A 14,996-nucleotide genomic window follows, 5' to 3' on the forward strand; every position below is an offset into this window, starting at 1 on the left:
TAACTTTTACCAGCGGAAATTCACCGCGTTCATTTGGTTCGCGTGATTGCACAGCCATACGAAGTGAGTCCGCATCAATGATGTCGATCTTAAACGCGTCATAATTGAATGCGAATTGCTTTCCATAAAAGTCAAACCGACCGGCATGTATACGCCCGGCAAAAGTAAAATCCCTATTTTTCTTCACCACAACCTGTCTGCCTAAAGGATAAATGACCACATTTTGTGAATCACTTAACAGAATAACCGAAACACCTTTGATCGTAAGATCGTAATTCAACAGGTTAATCAATCCGTTCGCCTCGTTTGGCAATACCGAATGAAAGGTCAATACATCATAGTCTGATTTACCAACTCTATCCGTTATGTATTGAAAAAGCCGGTCTTTAACCTGAAGTTTATCGCTCTCCGCGTCGTAATTCAAAAGCCCCATAACAGCTAAACGCACAAGCAACGGCCGCAGATCATTGGCCGTGGCTCGCATATACCTGGCAAGATCCACCGCATAAAATTCCCTCTGATCATTAATTGATTTTACATAATTCTTGATCACAACAAGGGGATTTGTCCCATCCATCCCCTGCCATTGTTCATAACGGGCTACCTTAAAAAAACCGGCCGATTCAAAATCAGCCTCACCCTGCGTATTACCCAATAACATTTTGAGTAATATCTGCGGTTCATCTGTCTTCCAGATCAATTCTTCAAAATACATATCAAGCGCATGGTACGAATTGAGAAAAGCCGTTCGCGCCAGTCCGTCATCCGACCTGATCAATGAAACCTGCTTATCTTTTGAAAGATATTTAAACGAAAGGCCGGGATGGTATATAGAATCTGCATCAAAAAATATTTTAATCGATGCATTATCCGAGGCTAACTTTTCTTTTGTGATAAAAAACTGTTTGGAAGACACCACTAAAAACCGTCTATCGCTCCTTTTAAATATGAGAAGAGCTTCCTGCTCCTTTGTACCGGAACCGATAAATTTAGGACCGCGCATGGAAAAACCACCATCGTAATCGACCCTTTCGGCAAGATCATTTATCTGAAGTCGTTTGCTGTAGGATTCAAATCTGGGATAAGATAAGGCTCCGCCCGCCTCAGCCAGCGCCTTATCTGTTAACAGACCCATCAATGGCTTGCTGAAGTATGTTTTATTGTAAAACACAACTGAATCGGCTGAATAACCACCGGTTTTGACAATAACTTCATATTTTTTTAATTCGGCATAAACTATGGTTTGCTCAAGACCTGCCTTCAGCCAGTTCACTGTTCCTCCGCTACCGATAAATTTACCGGTGGAAGGATAATATACACCTTTCGTATTTACAATTGAAACACTGTCACTCTGATTATTATGACAAACCAGGTTCAATGAATTAAAAACGATCTTGGGAACACTGTCGTACTGAAATTCGTAATTATTTGTATTTGAACTCCATTCATATGTGGGCGACTTATAAAAAACATTATACGCGAAGAGATTCTCGCTCATCGCCAGGTACTCCGTATAACTTTTGATCGCCTTACCATTCAGTATTTTGTTGATGCAATCCTGCCAGGCCAAAAAATTCTTTTCCGACTGTTTGGTATCTACAAAATTCATCATTGAAGTTAAATAGCTTCTGAAATCGGGCGGACGCAAACGCTTTTTCAGCATAAGATTACATACTTCATAACACATCTGCTTTTGGGATTCGTTGAACTTCGATTCGTGTGTCTTTCCGATCGACCAGTATTCAGTTTCAAACTTTCTTAAAAAACTATGGGCATCACTTTTATCTGTACTCCCCGCTTCAAAAAAACTTTTAAGTTCTTCCATGAACGCAACCGGGTTGTCGGAAAAACTCCTGACCTGTCCTTGTGAAGTCACAACCAAACCAACCAAAAAAGAAAGGAGAAAAGAAAAATGTTTCAGATATCTATTCATATTTATCCTTTATAAAAGGAAAGCATTGCCCATTTATTTTTTTGCAAACTATTTACAATAACCATTCCCAACGATTCCGCCTTACTTTGTATCAAAGGAATATCGATGTCAAAAAATCCACTCATGATCAAAAGACCCTGTTTTTTAAGCGATTGGACGTACCTATCCATATCAGCAATAAGGATATTTCGATTAATGTTGGCTAAAATAACATGAAATGTTTTGCCTGCCAACAATTGCGCCCCCCCTTTTTTAACAACTATGCCCTTCACTTTGTTAGTATCTATATTTTCCTGCGAATTTTCAACGGCCCATTCGTCTATATCAACGGCTAAAATACTGGCTGCAGACATCTTTGCAGCCAATATCGCTAAAATGGAAGTTCCACAGCCCATATCACAAATCGACCTGCCTTTTACTTTTGTTTTTAACAGTTGGGAAATCATCAAACAGGTTGTTTCGTGATGACCCGTTCCGAAAGACATTTTAGGATTTATAACAATATCAAACGGAATTCCTTCAACGGGCTCATGAAACGAAGCCCTTACATAACATTTATCGTCGACATTGATGGGTGAAAAATTCTTTTCCCATTCCCGATTCCAGTTCTCATTCCCGATAAGCTCTATTGTGTAGTCAAATGATAGTCCCTTCTGCAATTCAACAATTTGGGTTTCAGTTTCTTTAGTATAAAGAGGCACCTGTATGTATCCCTTAAAGCCATTTTCGGCATCTGCAAAACTTTCAAAACCCAATTCAGCCAGGTGCGCTATCAATATCTCCGATTGCTCAGCCAATGTTATTTTACAGTATAATTCAAAATAATTCATGAGGAAACAGATTTGACGGGTTGTTAGCTTTCGATTGCCGGATATTGATAGCTGCAATTATCTTTCTAACAACTGAAAAATATAAATTGACCTATATCAAAAAGAGTGAATGATCTTAATAAAATCGGCTGCATTAAGTGAAGCGCCGCCAATCAGGCCTCCATTGATATCAGGACAGGCAAACAATTCTTTAGCGTTCGTAGGGTTGCAGCTGCCTCCATACAAAACAGGACAGTTAACAGCTATGGACTCGCTATATTTTTTTTTAACTGTTTCGCGGATAAACGCATGCATCTCCTGTGCCTGTGCTGCTGTAGCGGTAACACCTGTACCAATGGCCCATACAGGCTCATAAGCTATAATGATTTTCGGGAACAGCTCACCTGATAAATGAAAAACACCTTCATTTAACTGCTGTTCAACAACACTAAAATGCTTCCCGGCCTTACGTTCTTCGGATGTTTCTCCTATGCAATAAACAGGTTTTAAATTATTTTGAATACACATGTCTATCTTTTTAGCGAGTGTAGAATTCGTTTCCGCAAAATATGTTCGGCGCTCGGAATGACCAATGATAACGTATTCGGCCCCCGCCGACCTGATCATCGCTGCCGATACTTCACCGGTAAAAGCACCTGACGCCTCACTCGCGCAATTCTGCGCGCCAATCAGCATCCCTCCCGACTGAGCGGCAAGATCGCGGAGAAAAACAAATGAGGGGAATACGATAACAGTTACGTCCTTTGCTGGATTACTTTTAAGCAGGTTTTTAATTTCATTAAACAACAACGACGCCTCGCTGCAGCTCTTATTCATTTTCCAGTTACCGGCAACAATCTTTTTAGGCATGATCTTATCAGTTAAAAGCGAATGAGCAGGTTCTATTTTATTTCACTCTTACCCTCGGGTCAAGTATCCCATATAGCACATCAACCAGGGTATTAATTATTACAAAAATAGCGGCAATCACCAATACTGTTCCCATCACAACAGGCATATCATGTTTTTGTAACGCATACACTGTTTCTTTGCCAATTCCTTTCCAGTTAAACACTTCTTCAACAAAAACAGAACCCGCCATCATAGCGGCAAACGAACCCGAAATAGCTGTCATAACCGGACTCAGCGCATTTTTTAAGGCATGCTTGAACATAACCGAATAAAAGGCCAGGCCTTTAGCCGAGGCTGTGCGTATGTAATCATGGGATAATACGTCAAGCATTGAGCTTCGTGTAAGCTGGATAATGATGGCGAGCGGCCTTAAACCAAGAGTGATGGCCGGCAACAACAGGTTTTTCAACTCCAGATATTCCCCGTTACCATAATCGTCAACCACAAATAAACTCCCGACAAAATTAAGCTGAGTGTATTCACTCAACACATGTCCGAATAGATACGCGAGGATCAAACCAATGTAAAACGAAGGGCCTGACATCCACAAGATCGCAAACACAAGTGATGACTTGTCGAACCAGGTATCCTTATATATTGCGGAAAAAACACCTACAAAAATTCCGATGAAAGACGCTACAAGTATTGATGCCACTGCCAGCACAACTGTTTCGGGTAATGTTTCTTTTATTATATCGGCTACCTTGGTTTTGTTCTGATACGATCGCCTGAAATACGGATACTTCAAGACCAATACATTTTCCCGGCCAACATTAAAAAGTTTGGTGTAAGCGTATTTGTCATCATGGAGAAAGATCATCGCCTCCTTATTCTTCTCATTATGAACTGACAGGGGTGAGAGGTCATTCATGTACAAAAGATACTGAATGAATAAAGGTTTATCGCGGTTCAGGTCCTTGTTTATGATCTCAATTGATTTAGCGTCAGCGTGCTGCCCCAGCATCATTCGGGCAGGATCGCCAGGCAAAACATTGAACAACAGGAAAACCACCGTTGCTGTCCCTAACAACACCAGCACACCATAAAATATCCGCATGACGATAAATCTGCCCACTACCTGCTAAAATATTTTACTTTAACATCATTATAAGATGGAAACGCGGTATGCGGCCACATCGCAGTTACAACACTATCCTTTATCATTACAAGTCCCGGATTGGAACGTACCATTGTTTTTAAAGGAACCTCATCCGGATTCCTGTAGAAATCATATACAGCATTGACTTCCTTTTTAAAGGCTGCTATCTTTTCCGGAGCAGAAGCTGTAAGCGCTATAAATGATACGCTATCCTTTTTGCATAATTCCGCAAAATCATTGATCGCACCCTGGATTGATCTGTCCGATCTGTCGAGATCATATTCCACTAAAATAAACGAATACCCCCTCAATGTTAAAAATTCATCGGCATGTTCCTCTCCGCTGTCATTCTGAATTGAAAAGCCCGTAATAGGTTTGATCGTCTTATCAAGCGGCTCTGTCCTGTTCGACACATAATCATATTCTTTGTCCCAATCAGGAGGCCAGCTTTCAAATTCTTTTTGCTCGCCCGTTTTTTTATTCTTCAGCATATAAAAGAATTTTTCCTTAGGGTGCAGCGCTTTGTAAAGATTGGTACCGATCTTATACGGACGAAAATCAATTATAGGTAAATGAGTGCTCGTATACAAAGGAAAGGCGATGGCGGCAAGAGTAAAAATACCGAGAACAATGTTTTCAAAACGCGGACCAAATAAAGGATTGATGTGTGAACGACCAATAATTAATATTAAGGTGAGTACACTCAACACGATATCTTTGTAGAAAGACTGCCATGGCGTTAACGGAATTGCATCACCAAAGCAGCCGCAAGAAGTTACCTTGTTGTAATAGGCCGAATAAAATGTTAAAAATGTAAAGAACACCATCATCAGCGAGAGCAGCCATAAAACCAGCTTTAGCCTGGCACCGATCAACAACGCAAAACCTACAACAACTTCAAAAATGCAGATAAAAATGGCGAGGAATAATGCCACTGGTACCATCCAGTGCATGTTGAATACCTCAAAATATTCCTGTAATTTATAACCAAAACCCAATGGATCGTTGGCTTTAATGAAGCCGGAGAAAATGAAAAGCGCTCCTACTAAAACACGGGAAATGTTTGCTAAAATTCTCATCTCATTATTAATTTTAATTCTACAAACTTAAATTAATTCATACCTTCTTCAATACGTATCAAAGCGAAAACAGCATAGTTTATCATATCCAGGTAATTTGCATCGATTCCTTCAGAAATGATTGTTTTGCCTTTATTATCCTCAATTTGTTTGATGCGCAATATTTTCATGAGCAGCAAATCCGTTAAAGAACTGATGCGCATATCCCGCCACGCTTCTCCATAATCATGGTTCTTATCCTGCATTAAGTGTTTTGCCTGGTTCGCGTATTTATCAAAAAGTGTGCTAACTTCTTCAATAGGTATCTCCGTGCGGGAATCATTTTTCAGGTCCAACTGCATAAGACCTATGACCGAATAATTTACAATCCCTATGTACTCCGAGCGAACACCCTCATCCACCTTTTGACTGCCTTTTTCCTCAATGGTACGTATACGTTGAGCTTTTATAAAGATCTGGTCGGTTATGGAACTGGTACGCAAAACACGCCAGGCTGTTCCATAATCTTTTGCTTTTTTGGTAAAAATGTCCTTACAAATCTTTATAATTGACTCGTATTGTGCTATTGTTTTACTCATAATCAACATAAATGACCTCACAAGATACAAATTATACTTATAATTTTTCGGGCAAAACGCTCAGCTTTCAGTATCCCCTGGTCATGGGCATTTTAAATATCACCCCCGATTCCTTTTTTGACGGAGGTCGATATGCCAATGAGAAAAGCATAATTGCACATGTTGAAAAGATGCTTGATGAAGGAGCTTCCATTATTGATATAGGAGCAAATTCAACACGGCCAGGTGCCATGGAGGTAAGTGAAAATGAAGAACTCAAAAGATTATTGCCAGTTATAAAAAACTTACGAAAAAGGTATGATAGAGTAATAATTTCCGCAGATACTTTCCGTTCCGGTATCGCCAGGAAAGCTATTGAGGCGGGAGCGGATATTATCAACGATATATCCGGAGGGACAATGGACAACAATATGTTTGCTACTGTTGCTGACATAAAAGCCCCCTATATTTTAATGCATATACAGGGCACTCCCAAAACCATGCAAAAAGATCCTCAATATATTAATGTTGTTGAAGAAGTTAAGTCTTTTTTTCAGAAAAAAATTCAACAACTGAATAGTTCAGGGATTCAGCAAATCATTATTGATCCGGGTTTCGGATTCGGAAAAACGTTGAATTATAATTTTGCACTTCTTAAAAACCTGAAGGAGTTCAGATCGTTTGGTTATCCCGTACTCGCCGGGCTTTCACGTAAGTCTATGATTAATAAGGTGCTCGGCACATTGCCTGCAGATGCCCTTAATGGCACGACTGTGCTGAATACACTGGCACTTTTAAACGGAGCTTCCATCCTGCGCGTGCATGATGTAAAAGAAGCCGTTGAAACAATTAAACTTGTCCGGGAATATCTTGTTTGATCATTTTTAACAGTCAGGTTTTGCCAATAGTTATTTCTATTTATTAATATTGTATATGCACAGCGTATTAACCTTCACATTCATCAACCTCAGCCTGATAGATATCATTGATATTTTACTGGTGGCATTGCTACTATACCGGATGTATTACCTGGTGAAAGGAACAGTCGCGGTAAATATTTTCATTGGTATTTTATTTGTTTACCTGCTATGGCTCATTGTTAAATATATGGAGATGCGCCTGTTTGGCAGCATTCTCGAAAAATTCATTGATGTCGGTTTTATCGCGCTGATAGTAGTGTTCCAGCCCGAGATCAGACGATTCCTGCTGTTTATAGGAACCACAAGTTTTAAAGGTGTAGCCAAAGGTGTTTTTGATTTCAGGTGGCAGGCACAGCGTTCGTTCGAACTGGACATCCCATCGATAGTTAAGGCTTGCCGTAATATGGCCGAGAATAAGACCGGGGCCATTATTGTTATCACTAAAAACGCGGAGCTGAAATTTTACGCAAACACAGGCGAGCCGGTTGATGCCCGCGTATCTGTTAAACTTATTGAAAGTATTTTTTATAAGAACAGCCCGTTGCATGATGGTGCAATTGTTATAAGCGACAATATTATTAAAGCCGCACGATGCGTACTCCCCGTTACCGAAAGCAGCGAGTTTCCCGCTGACCTGGGCATGCGCCACCGCGCAGCAGTGGGTATCACAGAAAATTCGGATGCTATTGCAATAGTTGTAAGTGAACAAACCGGAGAAATTGCCGTGTCACAAGATGGTGATCTGAAGGAGAATTTAACACCCGAAAAGCTACGGGATTTCCTAGAAATGAAATTCAGGTAAACATTAAAACAACTTTATTTTCTTACTTACACAACTCCTTTATATCATCGTATGATTTGAAACAGCCGAATTCACCTGCCTTGCTGAAATCCATACACGCTCCTTCTTTATCACCGACTATAAATTTAGCGTGCCCCCTGTTATGGTAAGCTTCACCGTCATTGGGCTTAATCGTAATTGACTTGGTATAATCGTCTATCTCCCCTATGTGATCCCCCAATTTACCACGTACCAGTCCCCTAAGATTATACGCATCCCAATAAGCAGGTTTTAGCTCAATAGCTTTGTTAAGATCCTGTATTTCGCCTCTATAATCATCCAACTCGGCTTTTATCCTGGCACGGCTAAAAAAAGCTTCAGCGTAATCGGGTTTTAACTCAATGGCATAGGTAACATCCTTCATCGCGTCCTTGAGTTCTTTCATTTTTAAACGGCTCATTGCACGAGCCCGGTAGGCTTCCGCTGAGAGAGGTTTCAATTGGATAGCTTTATCATACTTTTTGATCGCCTTATCATAGTTACCTGAACTATCGAGGGCAAGGCCCGCGTGAACCAATTCTTCGGAAGTTTGAGAATAGGCAACTGGTGCTGAGATCAGCAATGCGATAAACAATATGATTTTCTCTTTCATAATGATTTCTATAAAATCGGGTTTTGCTAAAATTAACAACTATAATGCCAAAGTAAGGTCAGGTCCCAAAATAAACCATAACAAATCTATCTCCTTGACTAATATACCAGGACAATAAATACACCATGATCATATAAACACTTATTAACAGATCTCGCTATTTAGAAATTGAATTTTCTATTCATCCTCTTTTGAATTATGTTCACTTTTGTATTGGTCTGATCAGCAATAGATCAAATGAACTACAATTTTGAATATAAAGTGGTTTTTGTCCAAATTCCATGTACCCTATATTTGGAATATACACCACACTAAATTTCAAATAAAATAAAATGAAAAAAACATATACGTTTTGGGGAACTATTCTTTGTATCGCAACTTCATTAAATGCAAGCGCTCAATGCACTGTACTTAATGTTCCTATTGATAACAGGATAGACCGGTCGGATGTGATCATTGAAGGAAAAGTGATCAGCAGCAATTCATATTGGAACGATAATAGGGATTTCATTTATACTTCAAATATCATAGAAGTGTATAAGATTTTTAAGGGTGCTGTTACATCAGAAAACATTGAAATTATCACACAAGGTGGCGAAGTTGATGACACTTGGATTAATGTTGAGCCTAACCTTAATATTACTGTTGGAGAAATCGGGATGTTTTTTTGTAATAATGATAAGAACAGTAATGCGGCAGGCAAGATAAACTCTCTTTCTCCTAATGCGCTATCGCTCGCATTTATCAGGTATGACCTGGATGAATTAAGTGCTTCCGACATGTTCACCAGATACGCTGATATTAAAACAACTATTTATGACCGTATTACGGAAAAGATAGGATCTGCATTTCGCGATCTTCACAAATTCGATCTTGCTTCCCACAAATCAGCAAGCAAATTGAAGACCCGGGCAGCGCCTGTTATTACATCCTTTTCACCCGCAACAATTTCTGCTGGCTCCCAGTCCGAATTGACAATAAACGGATCGGGCTTTGGTGCAAGCAGGGGAAGCAATGCCGTTGGATTCAAAAATGCAAATAACGGAGGTTCATCCGATGTAGATATAAATGACGGGGCTACAACAGCTGATGACCTGTATTATACATTATGGAGTGATACCCAGATTAAAATACTTGTTCCGCACAGAAACTCAAGCACAGGTGCAGGTTATTATACAGGCACAGGCAAGATAAGTGTTAATATCGGAGGAACCCGCACATACAGCCCAAACAGCCTTTATATAAAATGGGGACGGTATGACGCCCAAAGTATCGACGGTTCAGTTTCTTCAACTTTGGCGAATATAAACGGCACAGGAGGTTATACCTGGCAAATGAATACGGTGTTTGCAGCCAATACTGCCGCCGCAGCTGCATTTCAGCGGGCAATGAATACATGGTCATGCGGAACAAAAATAAACTGGAAACTGGGTCCGAACACAAGCATTTCCTCGAATGCCGATGATGGTATTAATGTAATACGTTTTGCCAACTCCGGGGAAATGGCAAATAATATCTTAGCCTCTACAGCCACAACCTACAGGTTATTTTGTGGAACCGGCTCCACCAGGCGCTGGTATTTACTTGGATTTGACATGGCGGTAAATAATGCCACAATACTTGGCCAGTACGGATGGCAATATGGTCCGGCCCTGGCAGGCAACAACCAATATGATTTTGAAACGGTTGCTGTCCATGAATTAGGACATGCTATGCAAGTGGGTCATATCATTAAACCCGGCTTTATAATGAACTACTCTATATCAAACGGGGAAAACACACGTACAATTCATGCTGAAATATTAGAAGGTGGCAATCATATAACTGCGTCAAGCTTTGTTATACCAGCCTGCACCGGACCTTTACCTGATGGAGGCGCCATGACCCCCTACACTCCGGCGCCATGCGCAGCAGCGGGCATTTCCGATCCACAAAAAAACACTGAAATTGACATCTTCCCTGTTCCGGCGGACAACACAATTAACATAACACTTGATAATTCCGGAGGAGAATATCTTCAGAATATTTCATTAGTTGATCAACTTGGAAAAGAAGTCCTTCTTAAGGACATGAAGGATTCGGGTGTTAGTACCTCAGCAATAAATACAGAAAATATTTCACGAGGAGTGTATTTTGCAAGGATCACAACAAGCGCAAACGTATATTCTGGTAAAATTATTATTGCGAGGTAATCACAAAATGTAAAAAAGGAAAGGCAGCCAAAGCGCTGCCTTTTTTGTATCTACAGTAGTTTTTATTTTATCAACTCAAACTTCAACTATTTATAATTAACAGCAGTATTCAACCTTGAATTAGCAAAAAGTCTAAAACTGTTAATAAAAACACCATAACCCTAGTCTTCCAAAAATTATATTTGTGTGCATAACCAAACATTTATGACGGACATATCACTTTGCCTGAAAATTGCTGCTGCACTTGGCATTACTGCAAAACAAGTCAGTTCAACTGTTGAGTTGCTCGAAGAAGGAGGAACTGTTCCTTTCATCTCCCGTTACCGGAAAGAAATGACCGGCAGCCTGGATGAAGTACAGGTACTTGCCATAAAAAACGAATTTGAACGTTTACGTGAATTGGAAAAGCGCAGAGAAGTGATCTTAAAATCAATCGAAAGTCAGGGCAAATTAACTGAATCATTAGAGAAACGTATTTTGGATGCTGAAACGATGGCATCGCTTGAAGATCTTTATTTGCCCTATAAACCTAAAAAAAGAACCAAGGCAACAATGGCCAGGGAAAAAGGGCTGGAACCTTTGGCACAATTGATCCTTGAACAGGCCACAATTAATTTATCGGAAGAAGCTTCAAAATTTATAAGTGAAGAGAAAGAAGTAGTTAGTCCGGAAAATGCTTTAGAAGGCGCGAGAGATATTATTGCTGAGATAATAAGTGAAGATGCCATTGCCCGCGAAGGATTGAGAACCTTGATGAAAAAATGGTAAAGAAGAAGAAGGCCAGAAGTTTAAAGACTACTTTGAATGGGAAGAGCCATTGATGAGCTGCCCGAGTCACCGCATGCTGGCCATGCGGCGTGGTGAAGATGAACGTATACTTTATCTGGATATTGCCGTTGATGAAGAAAATGCGATTGACCAGTTAAAAAAACAATTTATAAAAACCCGTAACGAATGTGCTGCCCAGGTTAACCTGGCTATTGAGGATAGCTACAAACGTTTGTTACAGCCGGGTATAGAGGTTGAGATGCGCATAATGACTAAAAAACTGGCTGATGAAAAGGCGATACAGGTGTTCGCCGACAACCTGCGTGAGCTTTTACTGGCATCTCCGCTTGGCCAAAAAGCCATGTTAGCAATCGATCCGGGATTTAAATCGGGATGTAAAGTGGTTGCGCTTGATGCCCAAGGGAAATTATTGGAAGAAACCATTATTTACCCACACGAACCTCAACGGCAAACAACGGTGGCAAAACATGTGGTCATGGCTTTCTGTGCCAAACATGGATTAGAAGCAATTGCTATCGGGAACGGTACAGCCTCAAGGGAAACGGAACAATTTATCAGAAGCATTGATGAAATTCCTAAAACAATTCCTGTTATCATGGTAAGTGAAGCTGGAGCATCAATCTATTCGGCATCGGATGTGGCACGCGAAGAATTTCCTGAGTACGACTTAACAGTCCGCGGCGCGGTATCTATTGGGAGGCGCTTAGCTGATCCGCTCGCTGAATTAGTGAAGCTGGATCCCAAATCGATCGGCGTCGGACAATACCAGCATGATGTTGATCAAACAGCATTGAAACGTAAACTGGATGATGTAGTGATGAGCTGTGTGAATGCGGTGGGTGTTGAATTAAACACCTCCTCTAAGCAGCTGCTATCTTACGTTTCTGGAATTGGCGACACACTGGCAAAAAACATTGTTGATTACAGGAACAAATACGGCGCGTTTAAATCGAGGAAAGACCTGTTAAAAGTTGATCGGATGGGTGCAAAAGTATTTGAGCAATGTTCAGGATTTTTGCGCATCAGGGACGGTGTTCATCCATTGGACAAAAGCGCTGTGCACCCGGAGAGTTACCATATTGTGGAAAAAATGGCAAAGGATCTGAAATGTAAAATCGACGATCTGATCAATGACAAAGAACTTCGCAAAAAAATAAATCTCAATTCGTATGTTACCGAGGCAATCGGCCTACCTACCTTGAAGGACATTATGAGCGAATTGGAAAAGCCCGGCCGCGACCCGCGCAAATCATTCGAGGCATTTAGCTTTGATGAGGGTGTGCATACAATTGAAGATCTACGGGAAGGAATGCGCTTACCGGGCATTGTTACAAACGTAACTAACTTTGGAGCCTTTGTGGATATTGGAGTACACCAGGATGGACTCATTCATATTTCTCAGCTTAGCGATACATTTGTGGATGATCCTAATACAATTGTAAAAGCCGGTCAGCAGGTATGGGTTACTGTTACCTCCTACGAAGTCGACCGGAAACGTATCGCGCTTTCCATGAAAGGTGAAACGATAATAACTTCAAAAAAACCGGCAACTAAAAAAGCTGAAGTTAGTTACGACCCCAATGATTTTAATTCGGCACTGGCGGCGTTAAAGGGAAAATTTGCGAGGTGATTGATAAGGTTGCAAACACACCATTTCATTTTCTCAGAAATTGAACTTTTAAAAAATTACTTCGCGACCACAACCTTTTGCCCGGTCATTTGATTTTATTATAGCCAACAATACAATACAGTCCATTACTTAAATTTTCGATTTTCATGCTATAATTATTTATTGCATTTAATTTAAATGATTGAACTATTTGACCAATAGAAGTCATGATTGAATAATCTCCTTTACCTATTATCTCCTTTCAAAATCAATAGGTAACTGATATAAGAGGTGATTTGCTTTTCGATACAAAAATTTGAAAATTCATTTGGATATCAGATCCATTGTTCTCAGAATATCCTCTATTGCTCTGTACAACACATCCAGGTCTTCTTGTGTATTGAATACCTGGATCGAATAGCGTAAAAATGTTCTTTCATCCTGTCGCGCCACAGGAACTTCAATTTTGTATTTTTCGAAAAGCAACCGTTGTAATTTTTCCGGATCTTTGCAATTTACAGGAATGCTGAACATTTGTCCGAGAAACTCATCCGATATGGGGGTTATGGGAACCGTACCAACGAGATCACAAAAACGCAAAGCATTTTTTTTCACCAGGTCACGACAGTATTTTGTAACCTCTTCCCAATTATTCTCGTTCATAAATTTAATAACGGAAGGGATTGACAGAAATGCAGAAAAATCCCGTGTTCCGTTAAACTGATGATAATCCTGGAATTGGGAATATGAGGGAAACAAGGCTTCATAACCCCATGAGATCACCAGGGGATCAAACATATCCTGATACTCTTTTTTTACATATAAGAATGAACATCCCTTTGGAGCCATCATCCATTTATGACAAGCGCCCGTAAAAATATCGGCCTTTATTGCCTGCAAGTCCAACGGAATATGGCCCGGTACGTGAGCCCCATCCACAATTGTCAACAAACCTTTCTCTTTTGCAATTTCACAAATTTCCTTTACGGGGAGAATGAGTCCGGTTGCACTTGTTATTTGTGAGATGTAGATCGCTTTTGTTTTTGCACTTAGTCCTTTGAAAAACTGCTCTATTACCTGCTCTTTTGAAACAATTGGCAGATCAATATTCTGACGAATATATTTTGCCTGGCTTTTTTTACAGTAATAGTTCCAGGTACGATCCAATGCTCCATATTCTATGTTCGTTCCCAACATCTCATCGCCCGGTTTAAAGGGAAAGCTTTTGGCGATTGTGTTTATAGCATAAGACGGGTTAGTGGTAAACACTACATCATCCGGACTGCAGTTTATATACTCCGCAAGAGCTTCTCTCGATCTTTTTAAATAAACCGGGCCGGTTACCATAACAAACTGAACAGGTTCTCTTTCCAGTTCCAGTTGAAAGCGCTGATATTCCTCGAAAACAGGTTTCGGTGTAGCCCCAAAAGAACCGAAATTGAGAAATGTAATATCGGGTGTGATGTAAAACTGCGATTTTAGTTTTGAGTACATATTTTAATTCTATTTATTAATTATGCGAATTAAGAGACTGTTTAAATTTCATATAAAATAAATGTTATGTCGCCCCGATGGGGCTTCGAATCATTGGGTTTTAATTTTCTACCAAGATTTCGCTCCTAACGGAGCTATTAAAATCCTGTAGGGATGGAATCTTGGTAGAA

The 14,996-nt window shown here is 40.2% G+C and carries 11 protein-coding genes and 1 pseudogene; 4 read left to right on the forward strand and 8 right to left on the reverse strand.

Features of this window, described 5'->3' with window-relative positions:
• From HYU69_05515 to HYU69_05540, 6 genes are all read right to left on the reverse strand, one after another.
• Positions 1-1,933: hypothetical protein (locus HYU69_05515; GenBank protein ID MBI2269801.1), on the reverse strand; the 1,933-nt coding region annotated here is incomplete at its 3' end.
• Positions 1,934-1,935: 2 nt separating this feature from the next.
• On the reverse strand, positions 1,936-2,763 hold the full coding sequence (gene prmA, locus HYU69_05520; protein MBI2269802.1) for a 50S ribosomal protein L11 methyltransferase: 828 nt from the start codon (positions 2,761-2,763) through the stop codon (positions 1,936-1,938).
• 96 nt (positions 2,764-2,859) lie between these two features.
• Positions 2,860-3,612 (reverse strand): triose-phosphate isomerase, encoded by a 753-nt coding sequence (locus HYU69_05525; protein MBI2269803.1) that lies wholly within the window; start codon positions 3,610-3,612, stop codon positions 2,860-2,862.
• A 37-nt stretch (positions 3,613-3,649) separates the two neighbouring features.
• Positions 3,650-4,729, reverse strand: coding sequence for an ABC transporter permease (locus HYU69_05530; protein ID MBI2269804.1), 1,080 nt, complete (start codon positions 4,727-4,729; stop codon positions 3,650-3,652).
• Entirely contained in the window at positions 4,729-5,832 is a 1,104-nt protein-coding gene (locus HYU69_05535) for a DoxX family protein (GenBank protein ID MBI2269805.1), read from the reverse strand. Before HYU69_05535 ends, HYU69_05530 begins: the two co-directional genes overlap by 1 nt.
• Before the next feature lie 32 nt (positions 5,833-5,864).
• Positions 5,865-6,410 (reverse strand): DUF1599 domain-containing protein, encoded by a 546-nt coding sequence (locus tag HYU69_05540; GenBank protein MBI2269806.1) that lies wholly within the window; start codon positions 6,408-6,410, stop codon positions 5,865-5,867.
• An 83-nt stretch (positions 6,411-6,493) separates the two neighbouring features.
• On the opposite strand from HYU69_05540, the gene folP reads away from it, so the two are divergent.
• A complete protein-coding gene (gene folP, locus HYU69_05545) occupies positions 6,494-7,267 on the forward strand; it encodes a dihydropteroate synthase (GenBank protein MBI2269807.1) in 774 nt (257 codons plus the stop codon).
• A gap of 55 nt (positions 7,268-7,322) precedes the next feature.
• Complete coding sequence (locus HYU69_05550; GenBank protein MBI2269808.1) at positions 7,323-8,111, forward strand: TIGR00159 family protein; 789 nt, start codon at positions 7,323-7,325, stop codon at positions 8,109-8,111.
• Between the two features lie 22 nt (positions 8,112-8,133).
• On the opposite strand, the gene HYU69_05555 is transcribed toward HYU69_05550, so the two are convergent.
• A complete protein-coding gene (locus tag HYU69_05555; GenBank protein MBI2269809.1) occupies positions 8,134-8,742 on the reverse strand; it encodes a tetratricopeptide repeat protein in 609 nt (202 codons plus the stop codon).
• A 332-nt stretch (positions 8,743-9,074) separates the two neighbouring features.
• Here HYU69_05555 and HYU69_05560 point away from each other — a divergent pair, with 332 nt between their 5' ends.
• Together HYU69_05560 and HYU69_05565 are read left to right on the forward strand one after the other, a co-directional pair.
• Positions 9,075-10,934 carry a T9SS type A sorting domain-containing protein gene (locus HYU69_05560; GenBank protein ID MBI2269810.1) on the forward strand — a complete coding sequence of 620 codons (1,860 nt, stop codon included), beginning with the start codon at positions 9,075-9,077 and terminating at the stop codon, positions 10,932-10,934.
• Positions 10,935-11,138: 204 nt separating this feature from the next.
• A pseudogene (locus HYU69_05565) lies at positions 11,139-13,353 on the forward strand (RNA-binding transcriptional accessory protein).
• A gap of 303 nt (positions 13,354-13,656) precedes the next feature.
• Here HYU69_05565 and HYU69_05570 read toward each other — a convergent pair.
• Positions 13,657-14,826 carry an aminotransferase class V-fold PLP-dependent enzyme gene (locus HYU69_05570; protein MBI2269811.1) on the reverse strand — a complete coding sequence of 390 codons (1,170 nt, stop codon included), beginning with the start codon at positions 14,824-14,826 and terminating at the stop codon, positions 13,657-13,659.
• Between the last annotated feature and the right edge of the window lie 170 nt (positions 14,827-14,996).

It is taken from the genome of Bacteroidota bacterium (assembly GCA_016183775.1).
Lineage (GTDB): Bacteria > Bacteroidota > Bacteroidia > JABDFU01 > JABDFU01 > JABDFU01.